Consider the following 26,659-nt stretch of genomic DNA (forward strand, 5'->3'; position numbering starts at 1 on the left):
CGATGACTCCCGACCGGAGCGGAACCAGCCGACCGGCGCAGCCCCGCGGAGCCGACTCCGCCGCCGGTGCGCGGGGTTGAACGGTGTCGAGTGGCGAGTGTCGAGCGGTGTCGAGCCCCCGGTGCTACTCGGCGCCGCGCTCGTGCTCGGCGAGGAACTCCTCGAAGCGCCGCCCCAGCTCGTCCGCCGAGGGCAGGTCGACCGGCTCGGCGAGCAGGCTCTCCCGGCCGTCGGCGCCCACCACCGCGTCGTACTGGCCCTCCATGCCGCGGATCGCCGAGCGCAACTCGCCGTCCCCCTGGGCCAGCTGCTCCTCGATGTCTGCGTAGACCTCGCCGACCCGACGGCGCAGCGGCTCGCCCGGCAGCACCAGGCCGGTGGCGGACTGCACCGCCTCCAGGATCAGCACGGCGGCGGCCGGGTAGGCCGAGCGGGCCACGTAGTGCGGGACGTGCACCGCGAAGCCCAGCACGTCGTGCCCGGCCTCGGCGAGGCGGTACTCCAGCAGCGCCTGGGCGCTGCCCGGGACCTGCGCCTGCTCGAACCACTGCGGGTAGCCCGGCGCGAGGTCGAGCCGGTTGCCGTGCGGGGTCAGCCCGACCGGGCGGGTGTGCGGGACGCCCATCGGGATGCCGTGGAAGTCCACGCTGAGGCGGACCTCGAACCGCTCGGCCAACTCGCGTACGGCCCGGCTGAAACGCTCCCACTCGACGTCCGGCTCGGGGCCGCTGAGCAGCAGGAACGGCGCGCCGGCGGCGTCCCGGACGAGCTGGAGCAGGATCTCCGGCGGGTCGTAGGACGTCCACTGGTCGCGGTCGAAGACCATCGCGGGTCGGCGGGCCCGGTAGTCGACCAGGCGGTCGTGGTCGAAACGGGCCACCACCTGCGGCGATCCCGCCTCCAGGAGATGCGCCACCACCTGGCCGCCGGCCTCACCGGCGTCCATGAAGCCCTCGAAGTGGTGGAGCAGCACCAGGCCGGCGCCGGTGTCGCGCAACTCCGCGGCGGCCGCGGCGACCGCGGCCACGCCCTGCTCGTCCAGCTCGTACAGCGCCTGGAAGTCACGCACGCGCACCCATCCCCGTTCTCCGCTCGACCCGATCCGTCCGGCTTCTCGTCGTCTCCAGCGCGCCGGGCGGCGCCGGAATTCCCGCCGCGGCGAAAGGCCTGCCGGACGACCCGGTGAGGCACCCTCCCCCGCACCCGGCCCGCCGGCCGGCGCGGCACCCGTCGGACGACCCGCCGGGCGACCCGCCGGGCGGCCCTGCGAACCATGATCGCATCCGACGGGAAAAGCCCTGGTCACGGGTGTTCAGCCAGCCGGTCCGGAACCCGCCGCGCAGGCCCGCGCGGCCATTCGCGTGCCGCGAAGTGACGCACCGCCTTCTGGCGGGTATCGTCCTCTCGCTGCCTCGCATCGTCGCGTCGTCGTCACGTCGTCCGTAACGCCGTCGGCCACGTCCCGGATCGATGCTCAGGCAGCCACCCACGACGCATCTTGCCTTCACCTGGCCGCCTGCTTCCCTTCGCGCACTCGTCTCCTTCTCGGCCATTTCGCGGACGCACACTGTCCCCTCGCTCTTCCCGCCGGACCGGTCCGAGGATCCGTGTCCGTTCCGGCACCCGCGCCGCCCGTTCCGGGCCGCCGCCCCCCGCATCGCCCGACCGGAAGCCTCCGGCATGCACGGGTACCCGGAGGGCGGAGACCGGACCGGGGGTCCGAGTCCACCGCACCCGCGCCGCACCCTGGCGCGGGAGGCACCCTACGACCGATGAAGGACCGAAGGTTCCGTGCCCGTACCTGTCATCCTCACCGGCCGCACCGTGCGGCTGGAGCCCCTCGCCGCGCACCACGCCGAGGCCATCGCCGAGGCCGGCGCCGAGGACCGTACGACCTACGCCTTCACCCCCGTCCCGCACGGCCTGGAAGCCGCCCGCGATTACATCGCGCGGGCGCTCGCCGACCAGGCAGCGGGCCGGTCGGTGCCGTTCGCGACGGTGAGCGTCGCGGACGGCCGGGTCGTCGGCTCCACCCGCTTCCTGGAACTCGACTACTGGCAGGGCCCGCTGGTGTGGCCGCCGGTGCCGGGCGTGCCGTTCGGCGATCCGGAGACGGCCGTCCCGGACGCGGCCGAGATCGGCAACACCTGGCTCTCGCCGCGTGCCCAGGGCACCGGCGTCAACACCGAGGCCAAGCTGCTGATGCTGCGCCACGCCTTCGAGGTCTGGGGCGTGCAGCGGATCTCGCTGCGCGCCGACGCCCGCAACCTGCGCTCGCGGGCCGCGATCGAGCGGCTCGGGGCGACCTCCGAGGGCGTCCGCCGGGCCCACTCGCGCGGGCTGGACGGGGTGGTGCGCTCGACGGCGTTCTACTCGATCCTGGACTCCGAGTGGCAGGCCGTCCGGGACATCATCGAGCTGCGGATCGCCGCCGCCACCTCGCCGAGCGCCCCGGATCCGGCGATCAACCAGGAGTGCCTTAGACACGGCGGCAGCGGCGCAGGGCAGCTGATGATCACGGCCTGAGCGGCACCCGCTCACCGGTGGCGGCGGTCTTCAGGATCCAGCTGAGGACCGCCGTGCCGCCGGGTTCCTCGGGCAGGGCCGGCCGACGGCCGGGGCTCGTCTCGGCGACCGCCGAGACCGGGCGCCAGCCGCCGCGCAGCCGGGTGACCGCCACCTCCCAGACCGGATGGCCGTCCTGCGCACGGCAGATCCTGACCGAGCCCTCGTGGGTGTGCACGGCCCAGCGGCCGTCCAGCGCGTCCGTGTGCCGCACGGCCCGGATGCGCTGCCACTGCTCGTCGGTCCACGCCACGTCGGGGACGGGGTGCGGGCGCGGCACGAGCATGTCCGCGCGGCCCCGGCCGCCGGTGACGGACCCGGGCTCTGGGAACGCCCAGCCGGGCAGCGGCTCGCGGGCGGCCGTCCAACTCGCGGGGATGCCACGGGCGCCGGTGTACGACGCGACCACACCGCCGGTGATCGCGGCCATGGTGTCCATGTCACCGCCGGCCGCGATCGCCTCCCACACGGCGGCCGGATAGTCGGTGAGGCGCCGGGCGGCGCACCACAGGGCGTACGGGACGGTGTCGGCCGCGGAGGTCCGGCTACCGTTGCCGAGCACCCGCGCGGCGACCCGGAGGTCCGGCTCGGCGAGCAGCCCGATCGCCTCGGTCAGGCCGTCGTGGACGGCGCCCGGCGGGGTGTGGTGCCTGACCTCGACGAGGAAGTCCGCCGGCGTCGTGCCGCCGGTTGCGGCCCGGACCGCCAGGGCCGCCGCCACCGCGACGGCGACGGCCCCGTCCACCGCCTGCGGATGGGTGTGGGTGATCACCGCTGTCCGGGCGGCCAGCCGGACGACCTCGTCGAGGTCCTCCGCGTACGCCGCCCCCAGCGGAGCGACCCGCATCGCGGCGCCGTTGCCGTACGAGCCCTGGCCGTCGAAGAGTTGCGCGGCCAGCGCCGCGGCGTCACCGCCCTCCCGGATCAGCCGGAGCATCCGGTTGGCGGCCGGGCCGTAGCCGCGGTCGAAGTCGTGCCGGCCGGCGAAGGCGTGGGTGAGGTCGAAGGTGTCGATCGCGCCGCGTTCGCGGTGGGCGGCGTACACCGAGCAGGCCATCTCGGTGTCGTCGGTCCACGGCCAGGGGCCGGGCGGTTCGGTGCGGGAGTCGAAGTGGGCCCGGGCGGTGGCCGGGACGAAGAACTGGGCGCCGAGGGCGTCGCCGACGGAGAGGCCGTTGAGCGCGTCGAGCGCGGGGCCGTTGGGTTCGGTCATCATGTGCGGCCAAGCTCAACGGCTCCGCCGCCGTTCGTCAACACCGTTTGGCCGGGGCCCCCGAAGGGGGATGTTTCGCATACCTCCGATCCGGGTGGGGCAGCACCGGGGTATGACCCGCGCGAACCCGCTCGACCCCGTCGTCCTGCTCGGCGCCGACCAGCAGCACATCGCCACCCGAGCGCAGTTGCGCCGGCTCGGCGTGCCCTCCGGCACGATCGCGCACCGGCTGCGGCCCGGCGGTCCGTGGCAGCAGGTGCTGCCGCGGGTGATCTGCCTGCAAAGCGGCAGATTGACGACTCATCAGCGGATGCGCGCCGCCCTGGCGTACGCGAGTCCGAAGGGCCGGGAGCCGCAGTCCGGGGAGGTGCTGCTGACCGGGCTGGCGGTGCTGGCCGACGCCGGGCTGCCGAGTGCCGGGCACCCGGCCGACGTGGCGGAGGTGGACGTCCTGATCCCGGCCCAACGGCGGGTGGGCGACCGGGAGTTCGTGCGGGTGCACCGGGCGTCGGGGGCGATGCCCAGTGGCTTCGAGCGGGACGACGGACTGTGGAGCGTGACGGTCGCGCGGGCGTTGGCGGACCTCGCGCCGCGGGGTGTGCCGCCGCGCCGGTTCCGGGCGCTGTGCGCCGAGGCCGTGCAGCGGCGACACTGTGAACTCGGCGAGTTACTGGACCAGTTGCTGGCCCGGCCGGGGGCGCTGGCGCTGCCGCAGGTGGCCCGGGTGGTGGAGGACCTGACCGCCGGGGTGCGCTCGGTGGTGGAGGGCGAGGCCCGCCAACTGCTCGCGCACGCGGGCCTTCCCGATCCGCTCTGGAACCCGGTGCTCTTCCTCGACGGCCGCTTCCTCGCCGTCCCGGACGCCTACTGGCCGCACGCCTGCGTGGCCCTGGAGATCGACTCCCGGGCCTACCACCTGCGCCCGGCCGACCACGAACGCGGCCTCGCCCGGGCCAACCGCCTCGCCACCGCCGGTCTCCCGGTCGTCCGCACCACCCCGGTCCAGCTCCGGCGCGATCCGGCCCCGGTCCTGCACGAGTTGACCGCGCTGGTCACCACCGGCCCGCACGGCCCGCACGAGCGCGTCACCTGGCGCCGGGCGCGGTGAGCCGGTGGGCTGGTGGGCCGGGCGGCGGGGGCGGGGTTCAGCAGCGTGGGTCGATCTCCTGGAAGGTGGCGTAGTGGTCCGCGGACCAGTACCGCTCTCCGGCGGTGCCGGTGACGACCCGGCGGGTGCCGCGGTCGTCGGAGCCCGGGGTGACGACGGTGAACTCGTGGTAGTAGCCGCCGGACTTCCTGGGCAGCCGGCTCTCGCGGTTCTCGAAGACGATGCCGTCGCGGTTGTACGGGTAGGGGCCGCCCTTGGCGATCAGGGTGAGGGTGTCCTGGGCCTGGCTGGGGAGTTTGCTGCGGCAGACGTCGGCCAGCGCCGGGTCGGTGGGGACCCAGGTCCCGGCGGGGGCGGGGCCGGTGCCGGAGGGCGGGGACGGCTTGGGGGTCGAGGGCTTCGCCGCGGTGGCGGCGCTCGTGGTCGCGCTCGCGGCGGCGCTCGCGGCGGCCTTGGGGTGGCCGCTGCCGCCCTTGCCGGCGAGCAGGTAGCCGACTCCGGCGAGGACCGCGAGGATCAGGACGGCCACGACGACGAGCGGGCTCTTGCTTCTGGTCATGCGGTCCAGCTTGGCAGGCGTCGGCTCCCGGCCGGGCCGGGTACGGCCGGGTGCGCACGTGGCCGAGGCCACACGCACGTACGGCCGGGCGGGGACGGACGCCGTTGTCCGTCCCCGCCCGGCCGTGTCACGTACGCCGGTTCTCCTGCGCCGAGCTCCGGTGTACGCCCTCCCGACGGGAGGGTGAGCGGTCAGTCGTGCCCGCGCTCGAGTAGGGGATGCCTACCCTCTCAGCGCGAGTCGCTGCCCGCCGTCTCGATGGCGGCGCGGCCGGCCTCCAGGCGCGCCACCGGGATCCGGAAGGGGGAGCAGGAGACGTAGTCCAGCCCCACCTCGTGGAAGAAGTGGACCGAGTCCGGGTCGCCGCCGTGCTCGCCGCAGACGCCGAGCTTGAGGTCGGGGCGGGTGGCCCGGCCGGCCTCGACGGCGTGCTTGACCAGCGAGCCGACGCCGTCGCGGTCGATGGTCTCGAACGGGGAGACCCCGAAGATGCCCTTCTCCAGGTAAGCGGTGAAGAACGAGGCCTCCACGTCGTCCCGGGAGAAGCCCCAGACGGTCTGGGTGAGGTCGTTGGTGCCGAAGGAGAAGAACTCGGCGGCCTCGGCGATCTGACCGGCGGTCACCGCGGCGCGCGGCAGCTCGATCATGGTGCCGAGCTTGATGTCCAGCTGGACGCCGGTGGACTGGGCGACCTCGGCGAGCACGCGCTCGCACTCGTCGCGGACCAGCTCCAGCTCCTGGACGGTGCCGACCAGCGGGATCATCACCTCGGGGCGCGGGTCCGCGCCGGCCAGCTTGCGCTCGGCGGCGGCCTCGGCGATGGCGCGGACCTGCATGCCGAACAGGCCGGGGATGACCAGGCCGAGGCGCACGCCGCGCAGGCCCAGCATCGGGTTCTGCTCGTGCAGGCGGTGGACCGCCTGGAGCAGCCGCAGGTCGTTCTCGTTCGGGTCCTTGCGGGCCTCGGCGAGGGCGACGCGCACCGACAGCTCGGTGATGTTCGGCAGGAACTCGTGCAGCGGCGGGTCGAGCAGGCGGACGGTGACCGGCAGGCCGTCCATCGCCTGGAACAGCTCGACGAAGTCGCTCTTCTGCAGCGGCAGCAGGGTGGAGAGCGCCTGCTCGCGGTCCTTGTCGTTGTCCGCGAGGATCAGGTGCTCGACCTCCTTGCGGCGCTCCTCGCCGAGGAACATGTGCTCGGTGCGGCACAAGCCGATGCCCTGGGCACCGTAGCGGCGGGCGCGCGAGCCGTCCTCGGCGTTGTCGGCGTTGGCGCGCACGGCCAGCCGGCGGCGGCCGTCGGCGTGCGCCATCAGCCGGTGGACGGCCTGGACCAGCCCGCCCTGGACGTCGGCGCCGGCGTGCAGCGTGCCCTCGAAGTACTCGACCACGGGGGACGGCAGCACGGGTACCTCACCGAGGTAGACCTTGCCGGTGGCGCCGTCGATCGAGACCACGTCGCCCTCCTCGACGACCAGGCCGTCGGAGGTGGTGAAGCGGCGGGACTTGGTGTCGACCTCCAGCTCCTCGGCGCCACAGACGCAGGTCTTGCCCATGCCGCGGGCGACGACGGCGGCGTGCGAGGTCTTGCCGCCGCGCGAGGTGAGGATGCCCTCGGCGGCGATCATGCCGTCCAGGTCGTCCGGATTGGTCTCGCGGCGGACCAGGATGACCTTCTCGCCGGAGCGGGACCACTTGACGGCGGTGTAGGAGTCGAAGACGACCTTGCCGATCGCGGCGCCGGGCGAGGCGGCGAGGCCCCAGGCGATCTGCTTGGACTCGGCGGTCGGGGCGAACCGCGGGAACATCAGCTGGGCCAACTGGCCGCCCGTGACGCGCATCAGCGCCTCGTCCAGGTCGATCAGGCCCTGGTCGACCAGCTGGACCGCGATCCGGAAGGCGGCAGCGGCGGTGCGCTTGCCGACGCGGGTCTGCAGCATCCACAGCTTGCCGCGCTCGATGGTGAACTCGATGTCGCAGAGGTCGCGGTAGTGGTTCTCGAGCGTCTGCATGATCGCCATCAGCTCGTCGTACGACTTCTTGTCGAGCTTCTCCAGCTCGGCCAGCTGCAGGGTGTTGCGGATGCCGGCGACGACGTCCTCGCCCTGGGCGTTGGACAGGTAGTCGCCGTAGACGCCCTGGGCGCCGGTGGAGGGGTCGCGGGTGAAGGCGACGCCGGTGCCGGAGTCCTCACCGAGGTTGCCGAAGACCATGGTGCAGACGTTCACGGCGGTGCCGAGGTCGTTCGGGATGCGCTCCTGGCGGCGGTACAGCCGGGCGCGGTCGCCGTTCCAGGAGTGGAAGACGGCGTGGATGGCGAGGTCCATCTGCTCGCGCGGGTCCTGGGGAAAGGCCCGGCCGGTCTCGCGTTGGACGATGCCCTTGAACACCTCGACGAGTTCCCGGAGGTCGGAAGCGTCCAGGTCCAGGTCGTTGACGGTGCCCTTGGCGTGCTTGGCCTCGTCCAGGGCCTCCTCGAACAGCTCGCCGTCGACGCCCAGCACGGTCTTGCCGAACATCTGGACCAGGCGGCGGTAGGAGTCCCAGGCGAAGCGCTCGTTGCCGGACTGGGCGGCGAGGCCGACCACCGAGGCGTCGGAGAGGCCGATGTTGAGGACGGTGTCCATCATGCCGGGCATGGAGAACTTGGCGCCGGAGCGGACCGAGACCAGAAGCGGGTTGTCGGCCTGGCCGAGCTTCTTCCCCATCTGCTGCTCGAGGGCGTCCAGGTGGGCGCTGATCTCCTCGTGCAGCGAGGAGGGCTCGCTGCCGGTCTCCAGGAAGACCTTGCAGGCCTCGGTGGTGATGGTGAACCCCGGGGGGACGGGGAGCCCCAGGTTGGTCATCTCGGCCAGGTTCGCGCCCTTGCCGCCGAGAAGATCCTTGAGGTCCTTGTTTCCTTCGGTGAAGGAGTAAACAAACTTCTGCTGGGACGGCACGGGTCGGTCTCCTCGTACGCGGTTGCCCTGACGCCGGAGAACATACCCATTTCGAAGGCACTTCTCTGCCCTGAATAGGCCACCCGAGGCCGGTACCGAGTGGTAACCCCTTGGATCGAAAGCACATAAAGGCGTTCACCTCTGTTGGTGAAATCGTCCTCCTGACGCGAGCTTGCCTTCAAGTCTTGAAGGCGACGAAACGGAAAGCCGCCCCACTCGGACGCTGGGTAGCGGTCATGCGTCCGTCGCGTTGCCCCGGCTTGATTTCCTGCAACCGGATCGGCCGTTCTCCGGCCGACCGGCTTCGGGAAGCGATCCACGCCCGACCTGTCCATTTCGTCCACTGACGCGGCGTCAGCCGCCACCCCGTGTGGCAAGCGTCACCAGCACATCTCAGCGATCGAACGTAAACCTGCCGCGCCCATCGTCGCACTGAGCTCTGGTTCATGCCCGCTCAGTGATGGTCGGGCGCCGAAAAGGAGCCCTCTTGTCCAGCATGGACAAGAGGGCTGCGACCGAGTGGCAATCGGCCCGAGAGGGCAGATTTCGCCGCTTCGGACAGATCATCCGCCGGAGGTGTCCGATTCGGCGTCCACGCCCGGCCGGGCGCAGTCATACGGATCGTCCAACCACCCCTCGGGCAGGACCACCCGGTTGTTGCCACTGGTGCGGCCACGCGGGCCGTCCGCGCCGATCGGCCAGGACTGGTTCTGCTCCACCTGGGCGAGGGTTTCGGCCAGATCGGCCAGCGAAGAGGCGTTCGCGAGCCGCACCCGCAGCTCCGAGCCGACCGAGAAGCCCTTGGTGTACCAGGCGACGTGCTTGCGGAAGTCGATCACGCCGCGCGTCTCGTCCCCCAACCACTCGCCGAGCAGCTGCGCGTGGCGCACCATCGCCCGGGCGACGTAGCCGAAGTCGGGGCGCGCGTAGTCCGCGTCGCCCTCGAAGATCGACACCAGATCCTTGAACAGCCACGGCCGGCCCAGGCAGCCGCGCCCCACCACGACGCCGTCGCAGCCGGTCTCGCGCATCATCCGCAGCGCGTCGTCGGCCGACCAGATGTCCCCGTTGCCCAGCACCGGCACGTGCGCCGGGACGGACTCGCGCAGCCTGGCGATCGCCGACCAGTCGGCCGTGCCGCCGTAGTGCTGGGCGGCCGTGCGCCCGTGTAGGGCGATCGCGGCCACGCCCTCCTCGGCACCGATCCGGCCGGCGTCCAGGTAGGTGAGGTGGTCGTCGTCGATGCCCTTGCGCATCTTCATGGTCACCGGGAGGTCGCCCGCGTTGGCCACCGCCTCGCGCAGGATCTCGCGCAGCAGGTTGCGCTTGTACGGCAGCGCCGAGCCGCCGCCCTTGCGGGTGACCTTGGGGACGGGGCAGCCGAAGTTGAGGTCGATGTGGTCGGCCAGGCCCTCGTCCGAGATCATCCGGGCCGCCTTGCCGACGGTCACCGGGTCGACCCCGTACAACTGGATCGAGCGCGGCTTCTCGCTCGGGTCGAACTTGATCAGCTGCATGGTCTTGGCGTTGCGCTCGACCAGCGCCCGGGTGGTGATCATCTCCGAGACGTACAGTCCCTTGCCGCCGCTCTGCTCGCGGCACAGGGTGCGGAACGGCGCGTTGGTGATGCCGGCCATCGGTGCCAGCACGACGGGCGGCCACACCTGGAGGGGGCCGATGTCCAGCGGCGCGAACTCGGTCTCGGGCGCGGTGGGTGCGGGCGTGGCTGTCATGCGCGGCTGACCTCGGGTAGGGGGACGGGACTCTCCATTGTCCCCCACCCGGGTGAGCGGGCCGCGCCGCGGCCGAGCGGCCCGGAAAGGGGGCGCCCGCGCTACGACGGATTGATCGAGATCGACCCCGAGGTGACCTCGACGTGGACGCGGTTCGGGCTGCCGGCGTCCGCCAGCTGCGGGTCGATCCGGCCGCTGCCGCTGCCCATCTCGGCGGAGAAGGCGTAGTGGCTGTACCGCGGCAGGTTCATCGTCACCGAACCGGAGGTCGCCCGGCCGGTCACCTCCTGCGGGGCCTTGGCGAAGGCCAGGTCCACCGAGCCCGAGGTGCTCCGCGCCTCCACCCGCCGGGCACTCAGGCCGGTGGCCCGGATCTGCCCGGAGGTGGCCTGCGCGGACACGTCCCCGGAGGTGTCGACCAGCAGCAGCTGGCCGGAGGTGAGCCGCATCCGCACGGGGCCGCTCAGGCCGTCCACCTCGACCGAGCCGGAGTCCGCCGAGCCCGATACCTCCGTCGCCGCCGGTACCTCCACATCGATCCGGGCGCCGCACCCCAGGTCCACGACCGGCACGATCCGGAAACAGCGCATGCTCACGTTCAGGGCGTCGCCGACGACGGTGGCCGACACCACCGGCTTGCGCCACAGCCAGTCCAACCGCTGCCGCACCACCACGTGATCCTCCCGGCCGGCCCGGATCCGGACGGCGGCGCTGCCGGTGTCCAGCGTCAGCCGGTGGACGACCACGTTGTCGTACGGCTGGGACGAGGTCGTCCGCTGCTGCGCCACCAACGACCAGGTCTGCAGTCCGGCGCCGATCATGACCAGGACGATCGCGAGCGTCCCGGTGACCCGCCAGGCCTTCGTCGTTCCCATGGTCACCCGACCTCCAGGAACCGCAGCACCGCCATCACCCGGCGGTGGCTGTCCTCGGCCGGCGGCAGGTCGAGCTTGGTGAAGATCGAGTTGATGTGCTTGGCGACCGCGCTGTCGCTGACCACCAGCGCGGCGGCGATCGCGGCGTTGGAGCGGCCCTCGGCCATCAGGGCGAGCACGTCCCGCTCGCGGGGCGTCAGCTTCTCCAGCGGATCCCGGTGCCGGCGCACCAGCAGCTGGGCGACCACCTCCGGGTCCAGCGCGGTGCCGCCCTCGGCGACCCGCTGGAGCGCGTCCACGAAGTCGTCCACGTTGGCGACCCGCTGCTTGAGCAGGTAGCCGACGCCGCTGGTGTTGGTGGCCAGCAGATCGGCGGCGTAGCGCTCCTCCACGTACTGGGAGAGCAGCAGCACGGCGACCTCCGGCCACTGCCGGCGGATCACCAGCGCGGCCCGCACGCCCTCGTCGGTGAAGCCCGGAGGCATCCGGACGTCCGCGACCACCACCTTCGGGCGGTGCTCCCCGACGGCGGCCAGCAGTTCCTCGGCGTCCCCGACGGCGGCCACCACCTCGAATCCCACCGCCTCCAGGACCTTGACCAGGCCTACCCTCAGCAGGACCGAGTCCTCGGCGATCACAGCGCGCACGGCAACTCCACGGTGATGGTGGTGGGGCCCCCGAGGGGGCTGAGAACGGCCAGCGTGCCGTCGACCGAGGCGGCACGCTTGCGCAGACCCGTCAGCCCGGTGCCGCGCGAGGGGTCCGCGCCGCCCACGCCGTCGTCGCTGATGACCAGCCGCAGCCGGCCGCCGGCCGTCCGCACCGAGAGGTCCACCCGGCCGGCCCGGGCGTGCTTGGCCACGTTGGTCAGCGCCTCGGAGACGGTGAAGTACGCGACCGCCTCGACGGTCGGGGCGACCGGCTCGGAGAGTTCGACGTCCAGGCGCACCGGCAGCGGAGCACGGGCGGCGATACCGGAGAGCGCCGCGTCCAGGCCGCGGTCCTCCAGAACGGCCGGATGCAGACCGCGGACCAGGTCACGCAGCTCGTCGATGGCGGCCTGCGCCTCCTCGTGGGCGTCGACGATCACCTGCATGGCGTCGGGCGGGCACTCCTTGAGGGTGCGCCGGGCCAGGCCGAGGTTCATCGCGAGGGAGGTGAGGCGCTGTTGGGCGCCGTCGTGCAGGTCGCGTTCGATCCGGCGCCGCTCGGCGTCCACGGCGTCGACCAGCCCGGCCCGGCTCTCGGCGATCTCCTCGACCCGCCGCTCCAGCTTCTCCGCCCGGTTGGGCCCGAGCAGCCGCTGCGCCGCCCACACCTCCAGGCGGGCCATCAGCGTCACCGCCCAGGGCAGCGCGAGCAGCAGCAGCACCCCGCCGACCGTGAGCTCGACGTCCAGCCCCGCCAGGTCCGAGCGCAGCCCGGTGTCCGGGGGCATCAGCCAGATCCAGCCGTACAGGGTGGCCAGCACCAGCGCCACGGCCCAGGCGTACAGCACCGCGAACGCGCCCGCCGCCAGCAGCGGGCCGGCCCCCAGGTGGTAGAGGGTCTGCGGCCAGGTCAGGCCCAGCAGAGGGATCCGGCGGCCGGCGGCCGGCGGCGGCACCTCCACCCCGCGCAGGGCGCGCAGGCGGGCTCGCTGGGCGGCGGTCAGCGGGCGGGTGCAGACCAGGGCGACGGCGAGGCCCGGGAAGAGCAGCGCGGAGTCGGTGACGCCCAGCCAGACCGGCAAGGCCATGGGTATTCCGGCGGCTATGAAACGGGTGTCCCGCCAGGCGTCGGCCGACCACGGTGGGCGCCGGAGGCTCCTGACGAGCGCTCGGCGCAACGTGGTGGAGGGCATGCCGCCCAGCGTAGGGCCCGGTGATCAACAGCCGCCATGAAGGGGTGTGCAGAGCGGGGGTGTAGCTAGGTACACCCCCGATTCGGTGTGGCACACCACCGACAGGGGGCGGTGCCCGACGGAAGGCTTGGGGGCATGACGAGCACCGCATCGCACTCCGCCACTCCGCCGCACGGGCGGCCCGTCCCCGGGAGCCACGGGGGTGTTACCGGGGGCGCGGCCCGCCCGGTGTCGGGACCGGAGCCGAAGCCGGAGCCGGACCTGGAGTCTGAGTGGGATTCGGACTCCGAGTCCGAGTCGGCGGGGACGCTGCCGGCCGGCGCCGGGCCCTGGACGGTCCGCAGCGTCGGTGCCGGCCGCGGCCGCGCCGCGCTGGAGCTCTACCAGAACGGTGAGTTGACCGACGTTCTGGTCGCCGCCCGGCTCGCGCCGCAGCTGGTGCGCGGCGCCCGGCGCAGCCCGTCCGGGGGGAACCGCTCCCACGTGCTCGCCTGGGGACGGCTGCCGCTCGACGGCACGGTGCCCTCCGTGGTGTTCATCAACGGCGGGCGGCGGCCGTTCCGTGGGGTCCGTGGGGTCCGTACGGCACGCGCGGACCGCACGGGCCGCACGGCCTTCGCGGCCGAGGTGGTCACGGTCGCCGGGTGCTTCTGGCTGGCCTGGGCGCACGGCCCCTTCGACGCGGTGCTGGTCGGGCACCCGGCGGGCGGTCCGGCCGAACGGCTACCGCTGCGGCGGGTGCGGGCGCGGCAGGTCACGGCCGGCGAGGGTGCGGCATGACCCTCGCCGTCGTCCAGGGCGCCGCCCCGGCGTACGCCCTGCCGGAGCGCCTGCGGCAGCTGCCGCGGCTGGCGGCCGTCGGCCTGCTGCCGTGGCTGATGGTCCTGGCCGTCAACCACGAGACCCCGTGGGTGGTGCTCGACCTGCTGGAGTTCGCGGGCCTGCTGTCGCTGGACACGCTCCTACTGCGGCGCAGCGCCGCCGCCCTGTGGGCGGGCACGGCGGTGGCCCTGCTGCTCGCCGGGGACGCGCTGGCCGACATCGCCCTCGCCGGGCCGGGCCACGCGGTCCTGGCCGCGCTGATGATGGCGTTCTTCGTCGAACTTCCGCTGGCGGCGGTGTGCCTGCTGCTCGGCCGGGAGGCGGTACGCAGCTAGAGGGTGGCGGGCAGCGCGTCCATCAGGGCGCGGGTCTCGTCGTCCAGCGGGGTGTACGTGACCATCCGCGTGCCGAGCCGGGGGCCGAGCCAGAAGTTGGTGTACTCGCAGCGCAGCAGGCCCACGCCCGGGACCTGGAAGCGCTTGATCCCGTTTCCCGGCCGCATCACCTCGTGCCGCTGCCACTCCTCCTCGAAGTCCGGCGACGCCTTGCGCAGCCGGCAGAGCAGCGCCTTCCAGGCCGGCTCGGCGGAGTGGTCGGCCATCGCGGCGCGGTAGCGGGCCACCATGCCGAGGCGTTCCCTCCGGTAGTCGATCAGCACCTCGCGGAACCGCGAGTCGGTGAACGCCAGCCACATCAGGTTCCGGTCCTCGGGCGGCAGTTCGTCCAGCCGGCCGACGAAGCCGGTGTACTGCGCGTTGTACGCCAGCACGTCGTAGCGGGCGTTGAGCACCACCGCCGGGTACGGCGAGAGCTGGTCCAGCAGCAGTCGCACGCTCGGCGTCACCGACGGGCAGTCCAGGATCGGCGTCGGGTCCTCCGCGCCGGCCAGGGTGAACAGGTGCGCCCGCTCGCTCGGGTCCAGCAGCAGCGCCCGGGCCACCGCGTCCAGCACCTGGGTGGACACCTGGATGTCCCGGCCCTGCTCCAGCCACGTGTACCAGGTGACCCCCACGGCGGCGAGCTGCGCGACCTCCTCGCGGCGCAGGCCGGGGGTGCGGCGGCGGCCGGTCATCGGCAGGCCCACCTGCTCCGGCGCGATGCGTTCCCGGCGGCTGCGCAGGAACGCCGCCAGGTCGTGCCGGCGGGCGTCGTCGGAGGTGCTGCGGGGCGTCCCGGCCGAACCGGGACGGGCTTGCGCGACCGGGGTCATCAGGCTCATGGTCCCAGCATGCGGCAGTCCGGATCCTGTTGCCAGGTACTTCTTATACCTGGATAACCACTCTCTGGTACCAGGGTAGGAAGAGGCGGATCGTATGACCCGTGACTCAACGACTCGCCGTCGCCCCGGCCCCGACCCTGACCCGGAACACCGCCGCAGCCGCCCCGCGCACCCCCGCCCTCGGCACCGCCGGGCTGGTCACCGTCCTGCTCGGGGCCTTCCTGCCGATGCTCGACTTCTTCATCGTCAACGTCGCCCTGCCCACCATCGACCAGGACCTGGCCGCCGGACCCGCCGTCCTGGAACTCGTCGCCGCCGGCTACGGCATCGCCTTCGCCGTCCTGCTCGTCCTCGGCGGGCGGCTCGGCGACATCTTCGGCCGCCGCAGGCTCTTCGTCGCCGGCGCCGTCGCCTTCGCCCTCACCTCGCTGGCCTGCGGCCTCGCCCCCGACGCGTGGTCCCTGGTCGCCGCCCGGGCCGCCCAGGGCGCCTCGTCGGCGCTGCTGATCCCCCAGGTGCTCGGCACCATCACCGCCGCCACCGACGGCGCCCGGCGCGGCCGCGCGCTCAGCGTCTACGGCGCCGTCGGCGGGATCTCCGTGGTGATCGGCCAGGTGCTCGGCGGGATGCTCGTCGCCGCCGACCTCTTCGGCACCGGGTGGCGCTCGGTCTTCCTGCTGAACGTGCCGTTCGCGCTGCTCGCCGTGGTGCTGGCCGTCCGGTACGTGCCGGAGAGCAGGGCCGCCCAGGCGGCCCGGGTCGACGTGGTCGGCACCGTCCTGCTCACCGCCACCCTGCTCGCCCTGCTCATCCCGCTGATGGAGGGCCGCGCGGCCGGCTGGCCGCTCTGGTCCTGGCTGATGCTCGCGCTGTTCCCGGTGCTGGCCGTCGCCTTCGCCCTGGTCGAGCGCCGCGCCGAGCAGCGCGGGGACACCCCGCTGGTGCCGCCGACCCTGCTGCGGATCCCCGAGATGCGGCGCGGCCTCGGCATCGCGCTCCCCTACTTCGCGGGCTTCGGCGGCTTCATGTTCAACATCGCCGTCGCCATCCAGCAGGGCCTCCACCTCGGCGTGATCGCGGCCGGCTGGGCGCTCGTCCCGATGGCCGTCGGCTACTTCAGCGCCTCACTGGCCGGCCCCCGGCTGATCGGCCGCTGGGGCAGCCGGGTGCTCAGCGCGGGCGCCGTCATCCAGGCCGCCGGTCTCGCCACCCTCGCGCTGACCATCCTCGCCGACTGGTCGCACTTCTCCCCGCTGCGGATGGCCCCCGGCGTCGCGCTCGCCGGCATCGGGCAGGGCCTGATCGGCACCCCGCTGTTCCGGGTCGTCCTCTCCAAGGTGCCCGCCACCCGGGCCGGCGTCGGCAGCGGCGTCCTCGCCACCAGCCAGCAGTCCAGCCTCGCGCTCGGCGTCGCCACCCTCGGCACCCTCTACCTGTCCCTCTCTCCCAGCCTCGGCATGGACAAGGCGCTCGCCCTGTGCCTGGGCATCCAACTGCTGGGCTCCTTCACCATCCTGTACCTGACCACCCGCCTCCCCCGCACCATCGGCTGACCCCGCCGGCCCCACCGGGCCCCGCGCGACGGCGATCACCGGCCCCGCGGACGGCAACTCCGCCGATCGCGGGGCCGTTCCGCGCCGGGCCGTTCCACGCGCACCGGCGGCACTTCTTCGCGTGAAACCGCCGCACGGAGCGTTCTGACGTGCGTCGCAGGACAGTCAGAGTCACTGTCCAGCACCTCCAGTGGGCTGGCCGACTGGACCCCGCCCGCGCTCGACGCCCGGCTTCCCCCGGCCGCCGAGGCCCTCCACGCCATGCGGGAGGAAGAAGGACCAGTGATCCACCTCGGCTCCTGCACCGCCTCAAGCTCCGCCTCGTGCCCGAGTCTCAGCGGTCGGCGAGCGAGCCGACGAAGTGGTCCAACCGCTCGACGACGTGCCGCAGGAGGTCGACCGAGCCGAGCGGGTCGTCATCGCGTTCCAGGCCGTGGTCGGCGCCGGGCAGTTCCAGTACCTCGTGGCCGGTCGCGTCGGCGGTCCGGCGGTCCCACAGCCGGTCGGCGCTGCCGCCGACGAGCAGGGTCGGCGCCTTGGCCCGGGCGAGGGAGCGGGCCACGTGGTCCATGGTGAGGACGGGCGTCAGCCAGGCCGCCGCGAGCCCCCGGTCGGCGGCCAGGGCGGCGGCGAAGCAGCCGAGGGACTTGCCCACCAGCAGGCGGCAGGCGCCGTGCTCGGCGTCGACCGCCTCGGCGACCTGCCGCTCCACCCAGGCGATGCGCTCCTCCATCGCGAAGTCCGCAAAGTCGTGGGGAAGTTGCCACCACAGCTCCTGAACCGTCCAGCCGTGCCGGAGCAGGACGGCGCGGGCGAAGTGCAGTAGCGGCCGGGCGGGCGAGTAGCCCGTGCCGGGCAGGACGAGTGCGACGCGGTCGGGGTCAGCGGCGTAGCGGGTGGGGAGGGTCAGGGAAGCGGAATCGGGCATGCGCCGCAGGGTATCCGCCGGGGGCCCGGGCGGTCAGCGGGGGATGAAGTTCTTGTCGAGGAGGAGTTGCAGGACGTCGGTGTGGAAGTCTGGGAAGTCCATCGGGACGATGCCGAAGTGGGCGGGCTGCCGGCTGCGGCGGGCGAGGTAGTCGCGGACGGGCGGGAGGATGGCGTCGGCGTTGACCTTGGGCCAGCCGCCGTTGGCGTAGCTGGTGAAGTTGACGTACATCCGCGCCGAGCCCTGGTCGTAGTAGGCGCGTTCGAACCAGTCGGTGACGGCCCGGGACTTGGCGGCCAGGCTGATGCCCTGGAAGGTGTCCTGGGTGGCGAACCAGGCGTTGGTGCCGCTGGACCACTGGATGACCGACCACGGGTTGGCGAAGTCCGCGGCGAGCACGACGCGGCCGCGGGCCTGGCCGAGGGTGGGCCAGGAGGGGCTGGTCCAGAACAGCGGGCGGTAGCCGAGGTCGTCGAGGTAGTGGTTGATCCGGCGCTGGAACTCGGGGGCTTCGAGGCGGTTGCCGCCCGCGTACTCGTTCCTGAGCCGCATCACCAGGACTTCGCCCGGGTGTGCGGCGAGGAAGGCCCGGCACTGGTCGAGGACGTCCTGGAGGCGCAGGTACTGGTAGTTGTCGCTGTGGTAGATGCCGAGCTCGTCGGCGGTGCCGGCCAGGCCGTTGCAGCGAATGTCCAGGAAGCGGATGCCGCGCAGGAGTTGCTCGGGCACGCCCCAGTTCTGGGTGTGGGACCACTCGGTGCCGTGCCACGGGTCGGTGCAGCAGGAGTCGTGGGTGCCGGGGATGGTCAGGGCCGTCAGCGGGGTGGCATCGGCCAGGGCGGCCATCCAGGCCCCCGGATCAACGGCACCGACGGCCCCGACGGCCCGGGCCGTTGCCGGCAGTAGCAGTCCGCCGGCGGCCGGCAGCACGGCGGCTCCCCAGCGCAGGACGTCTCGACGGGTGGGGCTGCTCACGGGCGCTCCTTCGACTCGGCCGAGCTCGAACTGGCGTTTCCTCCACCGGGTTTGCTCCGACGGGCTGATCACGAAACCCCCGGGACACCGCGGAACCCCGGATCACGCCGCTGGTGGCGCCGGTGCCGAGGGCAGTCCTGCGCTTGGACGTGTCCGGTTCTCCTCGGGCAGCACGGCTGGGGGCCGGGTCCTGGCGGCCACGAGGGTCCCGGCGAGGGCGATCGAGGCGAAGACGGTCAGCGCCCGGGTGGTGCCGGCCACCCCGGCCAGGGCGCCGCCCAGCAGGGCGCCGACCGGCATGACGAGCCGGCCCAGCGAGCGGGACAGGCCGAGCACCCGGCCGAGCCGGTCCGGCGGGGAGAGCAGTTGTTGGAGCGTCACCGAACTGACGGCCCACACCGTCGCACAGAAGCCGAACACCAGCTGGTAGGTGATCAGCACCGGCAGTGCGAAGCCGAGCGAGGCCGCCGGGATCAGGAACAGGGTGGCGGCCGCGACCGGGCCGAAGACCGGGATCACCCGGGTCAGGCCGACCCGCGCGATCACCTTCCTGGCGGCGAGGACGGCCGTCACCGCCGCCAGGCTGAAGTGTCACCCCTTATTCGGTCCCCCTGCCGGGCCCGGCGGACGGGTGACCGCCTGGCCGGTTCAGTGCCGGGCGGCCAGGCGGCCGCCGGGTGGTGTCCGTCAGGTCCAGATGGACAGGCGGGCCGTGTTCGGGGCGACGTCGCAGAAGTAGCTGACCGCCGCGCCCCGGGCCACGTAGGCCTTGCCGGCCGCGTCGCAGGCGGCGGCGCTCGGGTACATGCCGACGTAGACGTACCCGGCGGCCTGGGCGGAGGGGGCGACCAACAGGACGGCTGCGGCCAGCAGCCCGGTCAGGCTCAGGGTCGAAATCGCTGTGCGCATGGGCGTGTTGCTTCCTTCCGGTTCCGGGGGATCGGGCTCCGGTCGTGGTGGTCCGGTGCTCGGGGAGCAGCTTCCTTCACAGCGATCCCCCAGGGCAATGGTCGAGACCAATTCGGCCGGAAGCCGTCGGAACCGCGGCGGCATGGAGGGCGTCGACGGATGGCGGGCTGCGGTGCGCCCTGGAGGCCGGCGATCCGGACGGATGGGTCCGTCGACGAAGGACCCGGGTCGGAACACGGCCCTCCGCGGCTCATCGGCCGGAGCGGCCACGGGCGGATGCCTCGGGAGTGCGGCGCTCAGCCCGGCCGGGCCACCACCCCAATCCAGCCATTGGTCTAGGCCACATGCGGCAAGCGAACCCGTTCGGAAATCCGGTGGGCCGCTCCCGGGCTTCGTGTCAGGATGACGATATGAGCGAGCAGCATGTGGGGGAATTCGCGGACGTCCGCAACCGCGAGGATCTAGCCGCCCTGATGGCCACCGGGGCGCGGCCGAAATGGGTGTTGTTCTGGGGCCACACCGAGCGCAAGGGCGGTGGGACGCGCCGGGAGTGCCTGAGCCAGTGGTGGCCGGGGCGGTTCACCGTCGACGGGGTGACGTACGCGTCCGCCGAGCACTGGATGATGGCCGGCAAGGCCCGGATGTTCGGGGACGAGCCCGTCGAGCAGCGCATCCTCGAGGCCCGCACGCCCGCCGAGGCGAAGAAGCTGGGCCGGCTGGTCAGGGACTTCGACGACCGGGTGTGGGCGGCCAAGCGGTTCGAGCTGGTGGTCGAGGGCAACGTCGCGAAGTTCGGCCAGGACGAGGCGTTGCGCGCCTACCTGCTGGGCACCGGTGACCGCGTCCTGGTCGAGGCCAGTCCGCTGGACCGGATCTGGGGCATCGGGCTCGTCGCGGACGACGTCCGAGCCGAACGCCCGCTGGAGTGGCGGGGGTTGAACCTGCTCGGCTTCGCGCTGATGGAGGCGCGGGCGCGGCTGGCACGATGAGGCCCCCAGAGGGACCGGCGCGCTCCTCGCGACGGCCGCCCCTTGCGCGCCCCCTGACACCACTCACACACGACTGGTCGCGCTCCCTTAACTCGCCCGCCACATAACGACGCGAGGATGTCCCGCAGTCAGGGTCTGGATGGACAGGTTGGGGCGATCATGCGCATGCGGTCGACGGAAGAATCCGCGGGCCGGCAGCCGGAGGACGAGCAAGCGGCCGCCGAACTCCGAGCCGAGCTGGACGAGTTACTCCGAGCGAGCCGTTACGCGAGCCAGCGCGAACGGCGGCTGAACGAGGCGATACGGGCCGCCCCGGGCCGCCACCGACCGGACGGGGACCTGCTGCGGCAACTCGCCCAGGCGCGCGCCCTCCGCGCCGGGCTGGGCGCCCGCTGCCTCCAACTGAGCGACAGACTGGAGGAGTTGGAGATCCGGCTCAGACGCCGCCAGCCCTCCCCGGAGGATCCCGCGCCCCAGCCGAGACAGGCTCAGCCGAGACAGGCCCCGCCACCGCCACCGCCCATCCGGCCCGACCTGGGCAGCCTCACCGAGCGGATCACCACCCTCCACCGCGGCGGTGCCGCCCCCGAGGCCGAGGAACTGCTGAACCAGGCCGCCGCCCGCCTCGAGCCCGCCGACACCGCCCTCCTGGTCGGCATGCTCGCCCGGCGCGGACCGACCGGCGCCTCGCTCCACCTCGCCCGGGCCGCCGCCCGCAGCGCCCCGGACCACGCCGTCGCCGTGCTGGCGGAGCTGCGCGAACTGGGGCTGGCCGAGGAGGCGGCGGAACTGTTCCACGCCTTCTGGGCCTACCCGGCGGCCGCGATCCCCGATCTCCTCGCCGCGCTGGAGCGGGCCGGGCAGCACGCCGACGGCGCCACCCTGCTCTGGGAGTGGGGCTCCGCCCCGACCGCCGAGCTGACCTCCCTCGCCGCCTGCCTCCAGCAGTACGGCCGCCCCGGCGACGTCCGCACCCTGCTCCGCCAGGCCGCCGGCCGCCCCACCGCCGACCTCGCCGAGCTCGCCGTCGAACTCCCGCCGGCGCTCGTCACGCTCCTGCTGACCGAACTGGTCACCCTGCGGCCGCCCGTCGAGCTGGTCCACCTGGCCGCGGCCCTGGCCGGCGCCCCGGACCTCTACGGCCAACTGCTGGGCGCGCTGCTCGCCGACGGGGCCCGCCACCGGACCACCCTCGCCGCCCTCCGCAGCGCCGGCCTCCCGACCGCGCCGCCCGCCACTCCCCGCTCCCGCTGGGGCCGGCGGTAGGGCGCCGCCCTCCCACTCGCCGCCCTCCGAGGCGCCGCCTCTCCCACTCACCGGGCCCTCCCCCGGACAGCAGAGAGCCCCCGCCGCCCCGGGAACCAGGGCGGCGGGGGCTTCCCGGACCGGAGTCCGGACTAGCAGCCGATCAGGCGCGCGGCCAGGTAGGCCTTGACCTGGTCGAGCGACACGCGCTCCTGCGACATGGTGTCGCGGTCGCGGACGGTCACCGCGTTGTCCTCAAGGGTGTCGAAGTCGACCGTCACGCAGAACGGCGTGCCGATCTCGTCCTGGCGGCGGTAGCGCTTGCCGATCGCGCCGGCGTCGTCGAACTCGACGTTCCAGGCGGTGCGCAGGTCGGCGGCCAGGCCACGGGCCTTCGGGGAGAGCTCGGCGTTGCGGGACAGCGGCAGGACGGCGACCTTGACCGGGGCCAGGCGCGGGTCGAGCCGCATGCCGACGCGCTTCTCCATGACGCCCTTGGCGTTCGGCGCCTCGTCCTCGAAGTAGGCGTCGATCAGGAAGGCCAGCATGGCACGGTTGAGGCCGGCCGCCGGCTCGATGACGTACGGGAAGTACCGCTCGCCGGACTCCTGGTCGTAGTACTTCAGGTCCTGGCCGGAGGCGTTGCTGTGCACCGTCAGGTCGTAGTCGGTGCGGTTGGCGATGCCCTCGAGCTCGGAGAACTCGGAGCCGCCGAAGTTGAAGCGGTACTCGATGTCCACCGTGCGCTTGGCGTAGTGGGACAGCTTCTCCTTCGGGTGCTCGAAGAAGCGCATGTTCTCGGTGCGCAGGCCGAGGTCGACGTACCAGTCCCAGCGCTGCTGGAGCCAGTACTCGTGCCACTGCTCGTCCTCACCCGGCTTGACGAAGAACTCCATCTCCATCTGCTCGAACTCGCGGGTGCGGAAGATGAAGTTGCCGGGGGTGATCTCGTTGCGGAAGCTCTTGCCGGTCTGGGCGATGCCGAACGGCGGCTTCTTGCGCGAAGTGGTCTGGACGGCCTTGAAGTTGGTGAAGATGCCCTGGGCGGTCTCGGGGCGCAGGTACGCCAGGCCGCTGGCCTCCTCGGTGACGCCGAGGTGGGTCTTCAGCATGCCCGAGAAGTCCTTGGGCTCGGTGAACTGGCCCTTGGTGCCGCAGTCGGGGCAGTTCACGTCCTTGAGGCCGTTCGGCGGCGGGAAGCCGTGCTTGGCCTCGTACTTCTCCTCCAGGTGGTCGGCCCGGTGGCGCTTGTGGCAGGAGAGGCACTCGGTCAGCGGGTCGTTGAAGGTGGCGACGTGGCCGGAGGCCTCCCAGACCTCGCGGGCGAGGATCACCGACGAGTCGAGTCCGACGACGTCCTCACGGGCCTGCACCATCGCGCGCCACCACTGGCGCTTGATGTTCTCCTTGAGCTCGACACCCAGCGGCCCGTAGTCCCAGGCGGCACGCGTGCCGCCGTAGATCTCGCTGCAGGGGTAGACGAAGCCACGGCGCTTGCTCAGGCTGACGATCGTGTCGATCTTGTCGGCGGCCACAGTGCTCTCTTCAGTACGTACGGCACGGTCAGGGCACGGCTGGTTGCGCGTACCCGAATACCTCAGGTTACCGGCCATATGGGTACGGGGTTCAAATCGGTATCGTCCGCCGCCCACCCCCCTCCGCCATCCGCCGTTCACCCGTCGGAGTGAGTTGACAATCATTTCCAGATAAGATGAGAATGATTGTCATGATGATCGGACAGTCTCGCCGCCGCACCCGCCGTGCCCGCCGCTCCATGGCCCTGGCCGCCACCGCTCTCACCGCCTCGCTCGCCCTCACGGCCTGCGGCGGAAGCAGCGGCGCCAAGGGTGCGGACGGCAAGCTGAACGTCGTCGCGTCCTTCTACCCGATGGAGTTCCTGGCCCAGCAGATCGGCAAGGACCACGTCTCGGTCACCGACCTCACCGCGCCCGGCGTCGAGCCGCACGACCTGGAGCTCACCGCCAAGCAGGTCGCGAGCGTCCAGAAGGCCGACGCGGTGCTCTACCTCAAGGGCCTGCAGCCCACCGTCGACCAGGCCGTCAGCCAGTCCTCCGGCAAGCACAAGGTCGACGCCACCGCCGCCAGCCCGCTGGTCGACCACCACCTCGACGAGGAGACCACCGAAACCGGCCACCAGCACGAGGGCCCGGCCGGCGACCCGCACATCTGGCTCGACCCGACCCGCTACGCCGCGATCGCCAAGAGCGTCGGCGACGAGTTCGCCAAGGTCGACCCGGCCCACGCCGAGGACTACCGGAAGAACACCGACGAGCTGGTCACCAAGCTCACCGCGCTGGACCAGGACTTCACGAACGGGCTGAAGGACGCCAAGACCAGGACCTTCGTCACCAGCCACGCCGCCTTCGGCTACCTCGCCGACCACTACGGCCTCACCCAGGTCGCCGTCAACGGCGTCGACCCCGAGTCCGAGCCCACCCCGGCCCGCCTCGCCGAGGTGCAGAAGGCCGCCAAGGACAACGGCGTCACCACGGTCTTCTTCGAGACCCTGGTCAGCCCCAAGCTCGCCGAGACCGTCGCCAAGGACCTCGGCCTGAAGACCGCCGTGCTGGACCCGCTGGAGGGCGTCAAGGACCCCGCCAAGGACGACTACCTCACCGTCATGAAGCAGAACCTGGCCAACCTCCAGACCGCCCTCGGCGCCACCGCCGCCGCCCCCGCCACCTCGGCCGCCCCCGCGACCGCGCCCGCCGCCGCGACCCCCAGCGCCACCGCCGGCGCCGCCGCCACCAGCTGACAGGACGCAGCACGATGACCGATCCGATACCCCCGGCCGTCCGCCTCCGGGACGCCGTCGCCTCGCGCGGCGGCCGACCGGTGCTGCGCGGCGTGGACCTCACCGTCGAACCCGGCGAGGTCGTCGCGCTGCTCGGCGCCAACGGCTCCGGCAAGTCCACCACCGTCAAGGCCGTGACCGGCTCGGTGCCGCTGGAGCAGGGCACCCTGGAGCTGTTCGGCACGCCGTACGCCTCCTTCCGCGCCTGGCACCGGATCGGGTACGTCCCGCAGCGCACCACCGCCGCCTCCGGCGTCCCGGCGACCGTGCGCGAGGTCGTCTCCACCGGCCGGCTGCCGCAGCACCGGCTGCTGCCCTTCCGCCGCGCCGACCGCTCCGCGGTGGACCGCACCCTGGCCGCCGTCGGCATGCTGGACCGGGCCGGGGACGGCGTCGCCGACCTGTCCGGCGGCCAGCAGCAGCGGGTGCTGATCGCCCGCGCCCTGGTCGGCCGGCCCGACCTGCTGATCATGGACGAGCCGATGGCCGGCGTGGACGCGGCCAGCCAGCAGGCACTCGCCGACATCCTCCGCGCAGAGGCCGCCCGCCGCGCCTCCGTCCTCCTCGTCCTGCACGAACTCGGGCCACTGGAGCCGCTGATCGACCGCGTCGTGGTGCTGCGGGACGGCTGCGTCGCCCACGACGGCCCGCCCGTCCCCAACACCGGCCTGCACGCCCTGCCCGGCCACGACCACGTCCACCCGCACGCCGACCTCACCCCGCCGAGGCTGCTCGCATGACCGAGATGCTCTCCTACGACTTCATGCAGCGCGCCCTGCTCGCCGCCGTGCTGGTCGGGATCACCGCCCCCGCCGTCGGCATCTACCTGGTGCAGCGCCGCCAGGCCCTGATGGGCGACGGCATGGGCCACGTCGCGATGACCGGCGTCGGCCTCGGCTTCATCTTCCAGACCAGCCCGGTCTGGATGGCCGTGCTGGTCTGCGTGCTCGGCGCGGTCACCATGGAGCTGGTCCGCTCCCGCGGCAACCAGCGCGGCGACATCGCCCTCGCGATGCTCTTCTACGGCGGCATGGCCTGCGGCAAGCTGCTCGTCTCGCTCTCCGCCCAGGCCGGGGCCGGCTCGCTGGAGAGCTACCTGTGGGGGTCGATCCTCACCGTCGCCCCCGCGGACCTCATCACCATCGCCGTGCTCGGCGCGGTGGTCATCGCGGTCACCGTCGGCCTGCGCCGCCAGCTCTTCGCGATCTGCCAGGACGAGGACTTCGCCAGGGTCACCGGCCTGCCGGTGCGCACCCTCAACCTGCTGCTCGCGGTGATGGCCGCCGTCACCGTCACCGTCGCCATGCGGGTGGTCGGACTGCTGCTGGTCAGCGCCCTGATGGTGGTTCCGGTGGTCGCCGCCCAGCAGCTCACCCGCTCCTTCGCCGCCACCCAGGCCGCCGCCATCGCGCTCGGCGTGGGGGTCTCGCTGGCCGGCGTCACCGGCTCCTACCAGCTCGACGTGCCGTCCGGCCCGGCCATCGTGCTGCTCGCCATCGCGGTCTTCGCGGTGTTCAGCGTGATCGCCGCGCCGCTCGCCCGGCGCCGCCACCGCCGGCGCGGTGACGCCCCGGGGCCGACGGTCTGCGACGTCCGGATCCCCGGCCCGGCCCGGGACCGGGCCCGGGAGCCGATGCCGGAGATCCCGGACTTGGTCCCCGACTTGATCCCCGAAAACAGCCCCTCCGACGCGGGCACTCCGGAGCGGCGGGCCGGACTGGCACAATGAGGTGCGAGACGCCCACGACCCCAGGAGGACCCACGGTGACCACCGCAGGCCCGTCGCCGCGCGCCCGATCGACCCGGCAGCGTGCCGCCGTATCGGCGGCCCTGGACGAGATCGCGGACTTCCGCAGCGCGCAGGAGCTCCACGACCTGCTCAAGCACCGCGGGGACTCCGTCGGTCTGACCACGGTGTACCGCACGCTCCAGTCGCTCGCCGACGCCGGTGAGGTGGACGTGCTGCGCACCGCCGACGGCGAGGCCGTCTACCGCCGGTGCAGCAGCGGGCACCACCACCACCTGGTCTGCCGGCACTGCGGCGCCACCGTCGAGGTGGAGGGGCCCGCGGTGGAGCGCTGGGCCAACTCGGTCGCTTCCGAGCACGGGTTCAGCGACATCGCGCACACTCTGGAGATCTTCGGCACCTGCGCGGAGTGCGCGAAGAAGGCCTAGCCACGGACCGTGCGGGGGCAGCCCGTACGAACGCCACGGCGGCCGAACGGCGGAGGGGGGGGGGGGGGGGGGGGGGGGGGGGGGGGGGGGGGGGGGGGTGGGAGGGGGGGGGGGGGGGGGGGGGGGGGGGGGGGGGGGGGGGGGGGGGGGGGGGGGGGGGGGGGGGGGGGGGGGGGGGGGGGGGGGGGGGGGGG

At 73.0% G+C, this 26,659-nt stretch carries 25 protein-coding genes; 11 read left to right on the forward strand and 14 right to left on the reverse strand.

The features are described 5' to 3' along the window. Positions 1 to 124 precede the first annotated feature (124 nt). Positions 125 to 1,069, reverse strand: coding sequence for a PAC2 family protein (locus tag ACZ4WV_RS05920; RefSeq protein WP_465743205.1), 945 nt, complete (start codon positions 1,067 to 1,069; stop codon positions 125 to 127). A gap of 722 nt (positions 1,070 to 1,791) precedes the next feature. Here ACZ4WV_RS05920 and ACZ4WV_RS05925 point away from each other — a divergent pair. Next, positions 1,792 to 2,526, forward strand: coding sequence for a GNAT family N-acetyltransferase (locus tag ACZ4WV_RS05925; RefSeq protein ID WP_465743207.1), 735 nt, complete (start codon positions 1,792 to 1,794; stop codon positions 2,524 to 2,526). On the opposite strand, the gene ACZ4WV_RS05930 is transcribed toward ACZ4WV_RS05925, so the two are convergent. Then, positions 2,516 to 3,781 (reverse strand): ADP-ribosylglycohydrolase family protein, encoded by a 1,266-nt coding sequence (locus tag ACZ4WV_RS05930; protein ID WP_465743209.1) that lies wholly within the window; start codon positions 3,779 to 3,781, stop codon positions 2,516 to 2,518. The genes ACZ4WV_RS05925 and ACZ4WV_RS05930 overlap by 11 nt on opposite strands. Before the next feature lie 109 nt (positions 3,782 to 3,890). Between ACZ4WV_RS05930 and ACZ4WV_RS05935 the strand changes: the two genes are divergently transcribed. Further along, entirely contained in the window at positions 3,891 to 4,886 is a 996-nt protein-coding gene (locus ACZ4WV_RS05935) for a hypothetical protein (RefSeq protein ID WP_465743211.1), read from the forward strand. 37 nt (positions 4,887 to 4,923) lie between these two features. On the opposite strand, the gene ACZ4WV_RS05940 is transcribed toward ACZ4WV_RS05935, so the two are convergent. The 6 genes from ACZ4WV_RS05940 to ACZ4WV_RS05965 form a co-directional block, all read right to left on the reverse strand. Beyond that, complete coding sequence (locus ACZ4WV_RS05940; RefSeq protein ID WP_465743213.1) at positions 4,924 to 5,445, reverse strand: ribonuclease; 522 nt, start codon at positions 5,443 to 5,445, stop codon at positions 4,924 to 4,926. A 230-nt stretch (positions 5,446 to 5,675) separates the two neighbouring features. Continuing rightward, entirely contained in the window at positions 5,676 to 8,384 is a 2,709-nt protein-coding gene (ppdK, locus tag ACZ4WV_RS05945) for a pyruvate, phosphate dikinase (RefSeq protein ID WP_465743215.1), read from the reverse strand. 563 nt (positions 8,385 to 8,947) lie between these two features. After that, the gene (gene dusB / locus ACZ4WV_RS05950) at positions 8,948 to 10,117 is read right to left on the reverse strand and encodes a tRNA dihydrouridine synthase DusB (protein ID WP_465743217.1); all 1,170 of its coding nucleotides are present in this window, start codon (positions 10,115 to 10,117) and stop codon (positions 8,948 to 8,950) included. Positions 10,118 to 10,218: 101 nt separating this feature from the next. Further along, positions 10,219 to 10,992: a DUF4097 family beta strand repeat-containing protein gene (locus ACZ4WV_RS05955; RefSeq protein ID WP_465743219.1), complete on the reverse strand. Its 774-nt coding sequence runs from the start codon at positions 10,990 to 10,992 to the stop codon at positions 10,219 to 10,221. Between the two features lie 2 nt (positions 10,993 to 10,994). Continuing rightward, positions 10,995 to 11,639 (reverse strand): response regulator, encoded by a 645-nt coding sequence (locus ACZ4WV_RS05960; protein ID WP_465743221.1) that lies wholly within the window; start codon positions 11,637 to 11,639, stop codon positions 10,995 to 10,997. After that, the gene (locus ACZ4WV_RS05965; RefSeq protein ID WP_465743223.1) at positions 11,627 to 12,730 is read right to left on the reverse strand and encodes a sensor histidine kinase; all 1,104 of its coding nucleotides are present in this window, start codon (positions 12,728 to 12,730) and stop codon (positions 11,627 to 11,629) included. The genes ACZ4WV_RS05960 and ACZ4WV_RS05965 overlap by 13 nt, the downstream gene beginning before the upstream one ends. Positions 12,731 to 12,970: 240 nt before the next feature. On the opposite strand from ACZ4WV_RS05965, the gene ACZ4WV_RS05970 reads away from it, so the two are divergent. Together ACZ4WV_RS05970 and ACZ4WV_RS05975 are read left to right on the forward strand one after the other, a co-directional pair. After that, positions 12,971 to 13,615 carry a hypothetical protein gene (locus ACZ4WV_RS05970; protein WP_465743225.1) on the forward strand — a complete coding sequence of 215 codons (645 nt, stop codon included), beginning with the start codon at positions 12,971 to 12,973 and terminating at the stop codon, positions 13,613 to 13,615. Continuing rightward, complete coding sequence (locus ACZ4WV_RS05975) at positions 13,612 to 13,992, forward strand: hypothetical protein (protein ID WP_465743227.1); 381 nt, start codon at positions 13,612 to 13,614, stop codon at positions 13,990 to 13,992. Before ACZ4WV_RS05970 ends, ACZ4WV_RS05975 begins: the two co-directional genes overlap by 4 nt. On the opposite strand, the gene ACZ4WV_RS05980 is transcribed toward ACZ4WV_RS05975, so the two are convergent. Beyond that, on the reverse strand, positions 13,989 to 14,867 hold the full coding sequence (locus ACZ4WV_RS05980; protein ID WP_465743262.1) for a helix-turn-helix transcriptional regulator: 879 nt from the start codon (positions 14,865 to 14,867) through the stop codon (positions 13,989 to 13,991). The two genes, ACZ4WV_RS05975 and ACZ4WV_RS05980, sit on opposite strands and share 4 nt — an antisense overlap. 110 nt (positions 14,868 to 14,977) lie before the next feature. Here ACZ4WV_RS05980 and ACZ4WV_RS05985 point away from each other — a divergent pair, with 110 nt between their 5' ends. Next, positions 14,978 to 16,429, forward strand: a complete 1,452-nt coding sequence (locus ACZ4WV_RS05985) for an MFS transporter (RefSeq protein ID WP_465743229.1) — start codon at positions 14,978 to 14,980, stop codon at positions 16,427 to 16,429. A 334-nt stretch (positions 16,430 to 16,763) separates the two neighbouring features. Here the strand turns inward: ACZ4WV_RS05985 and ACZ4WV_RS05990 are convergent, their stop codons facing one another. From ACZ4WV_RS05990 to ACZ4WV_RS06005, 4 genes are all read right to left on the reverse strand, one after another. Beyond that, on the reverse strand, positions 16,764 to 17,357 hold the full coding sequence (locus tag ACZ4WV_RS05990; protein WP_465743231.1) for an alpha/beta fold hydrolase: 594 nt from the start codon (positions 17,355 to 17,357) through the stop codon (positions 16,764 to 16,766). Between the two features lie 33 nt (positions 17,358 to 17,390). Continuing rightward, entirely contained in the window at positions 17,391 to 18,332 is a 942-nt protein-coding gene (locus ACZ4WV_RS05995) for a phosphatidylinositol-specific phospholipase C (protein WP_465743233.1), read from the reverse strand. A 102-nt stretch (positions 18,333 to 18,434) separates the two neighbouring features. Further along, positions 18,435 to 18,905, reverse strand: coding sequence for a hypothetical protein (locus ACZ4WV_RS06000; RefSeq protein ID WP_465743235.1), 471 nt, complete (start codon positions 18,903 to 18,905; stop codon positions 18,435 to 18,437). A gap of 114 nt (positions 18,906 to 19,019) precedes the next feature. Further along, positions 19,020 to 19,241: a hypothetical protein gene (locus tag ACZ4WV_RS06005; protein WP_465743237.1), complete on the reverse strand. Its 222-nt coding sequence runs from the start codon at positions 19,239 to 19,241 to the stop codon at positions 19,020 to 19,022. 410 nt (positions 19,242 to 19,651) lie between these two features. On the opposite strand from ACZ4WV_RS06005, the gene ACZ4WV_RS06010 reads away from it, so the two are divergent. After that, complete coding sequence (locus ACZ4WV_RS06010) at positions 19,652 to 20,230, forward strand: NADAR family protein (RefSeq protein WP_465743239.1); 579 nt, start codon at positions 19,652 to 19,654, stop codon at positions 20,228 to 20,230. Between the two features lie 165 nt (positions 20,231 to 20,395). Continuing rightward, a complete protein-coding gene (locus ACZ4WV_RS06015; RefSeq protein WP_465743241.1) occupies positions 20,396 to 21,496 on the forward strand; it encodes a hypothetical protein in 1,101 nt (366 codons plus the stop codon). 131 nt (positions 21,497 to 21,627) lie between these two features. Here the strand turns inward: ACZ4WV_RS06015 and ACZ4WV_RS06020 are convergent, their stop codons facing one another. Beyond that, complete coding sequence (locus tag ACZ4WV_RS06020; protein ID WP_465743243.1) at positions 21,628 to 23,010, reverse strand: glycine--tRNA ligase; 1,383 nt, start codon at positions 23,008 to 23,010, stop codon at positions 21,628 to 21,630. 182 nt (positions 23,011 to 23,192) lie between these two features. Between ACZ4WV_RS06020 and ACZ4WV_RS06025 the strand changes: the two genes are divergently transcribed. The 4 genes from ACZ4WV_RS06025 to ACZ4WV_RS06040 are packed head-to-tail and all read left to right on the forward strand — an operon-like array spanning position 23,193 to position 26,465. Next, a complete protein-coding gene (locus ACZ4WV_RS06025; protein ID WP_465743264.1) occupies positions 23,193 to 24,251 on the forward strand; it encodes a metal ABC transporter substrate-binding protein in 1,059 nt (352 codons plus the stop codon). A gap of 14 nt (positions 24,252 to 24,265) precedes the next feature. Then, positions 24,266 to 25,030, forward strand: a complete 765-nt coding sequence (locus ACZ4WV_RS06030; RefSeq protein WP_465743245.1) for a metal ABC transporter ATP-binding protein — start codon at positions 24,266 to 24,268, stop codon at positions 25,028 to 25,030. Further along, the gene (locus tag ACZ4WV_RS06035; RefSeq protein WP_465743247.1) at positions 25,027 to 26,019 is read left to right on the forward strand and encodes a metal ABC transporter permease; all 993 of its coding nucleotides are present in this window, start codon (positions 25,027 to 25,029) and stop codon (positions 26,017 to 26,019) included. The genes ACZ4WV_RS06030 and ACZ4WV_RS06035 overlap by 4 nt, the downstream gene beginning before the upstream one ends. A gap of 35 nt (positions 26,020 to 26,054) precedes the next feature. Then, positions 26,055 to 26,465: a Fur family transcriptional regulator gene (locus ACZ4WV_RS06040; RefSeq protein WP_350746150.1), complete on the forward strand. Its 411-nt coding sequence runs from the start codon at positions 26,055 to 26,057 to the stop codon at positions 26,463 to 26,465. The last annotated feature ends 194 nt before the right edge of the window (positions 26,466 to 26,659 follow it).

This window comes from Kitasatospora sp. NPDC029312 (assembly GCF_055569215.1).

What these genes read in the sequence shown, in the direction of transcription:
- ACZ4WV_RS05930 (WP_465743209.1), bottom strand. Translation starts at nt 3,781, where the DNA reads ATGATGACCGAACCCAACGGCCCCGCGCTCGACGCGCTCAACGGCCTC.
- ACZ4WV_RS05935 (WP_465743211.1), top strand. Translation starts at nt 3,891, where the DNA reads ATGACCCGCGCGAACCCGCTCGACCCCGTCGTCCTGCTCGGCGCCGAC.
- ACZ4WV_RS05940 (WP_465743213.1), bottom strand. Translation starts at nt 5,445, where the DNA reads ATGACCAGAAGCAAGAGCCCGCTCGTCGTCGTGGCCGTCCTGATCCTC.
- dusB (WP_465743217.1), bottom strand. Translation starts at nt 10,117, where the DNA reads ATGACAGCCACGCCCGCACCCACCGCGCCCGAGACCGAGTTCGCGCCG.
- ACZ4WV_RS05955 (WP_465743219.1), bottom strand. Translation starts at nt 10,992, where the DNA reads ATGGGAACGACGAAGGCCTGGCGGGTCACCGGGACGCTCGCGATCGTC.
- ACZ4WV_RS05965 (WP_465743223.1), bottom strand. Translation starts at nt 12,730, where the DNA reads ATGGCCTTGCCGGTCTGGCTGGGCGTCACCGACTCCGCGCTGCTCTTC.
- ACZ4WV_RS05970 (WP_465743225.1), top strand. Translation starts at nt 12,971, where the DNA reads ATGACGAGCACCGCATCGCACTCCGCCACTCCGCCGCACGGGCGGCCC.
- ACZ4WV_RS05975 (WP_465743227.1), top strand. Translation starts at nt 13,612, where the DNA reads ATGACCCTCGCCGTCGTCCAGGGCGCCGCCCCGGCGTACGCCCTGCCG.
- ACZ4WV_RS05980 (WP_465743262.1), bottom strand. Translation starts at nt 14,867, where the DNA reads ATGACCCCGGTCGCGCAAGCCCGTCCCGGTTCGGCCGGGACGCCCCGC.
- ACZ4WV_RS05990 (WP_465743231.1), bottom strand. Translation starts at nt 17,357, where the DNA reads ATGCCCGATTCCGCTTCCCTGACCCTCCCCACCCGCTACGCCGCTGAC.
- ACZ4WV_RS06005 (WP_465743237.1), bottom strand. Translation starts at nt 19,241, where the DNA reads ATGCGCACAGCGATTTCGACCCTGAGCCTGACCGGGCTGCTGGCCGCA.
- ACZ4WV_RS06010 (WP_465743239.1), top strand. Translation starts at nt 19,652, where the DNA reads ATGAGCGAGCAGCATGTGGGGGAATTCGCGGACGTCCGCAACCGCGAG.
- ACZ4WV_RS06015 (WP_465743241.1), top strand. Translation starts at nt 20,396, where the DNA reads ATGCGGTCGACGGAAGAATCCGCGGGCCGGCAGCCGGAGGACGAGCAA.
- ACZ4WV_RS06025 (WP_465743264.1), top strand. Translation starts at nt 23,193, where the DNA reads ATGATTGTCATGATGATCGGACAGTCTCGCCGCCGCACCCGCCGTGCC.
- ACZ4WV_RS06030 (WP_465743245.1), top strand. Translation starts at nt 24,266, where the DNA reads ATGACCGATCCGATACCCCCGGCCGTCCGCCTCCGGGACGCCGTCGCC.
- ACZ4WV_RS06035 (WP_465743247.1), top strand. Translation starts at nt 25,027, where the DNA reads ATGACCGAGATGCTCTCCTACGACTTCATGCAGCGCGCCCTGCTCGCC.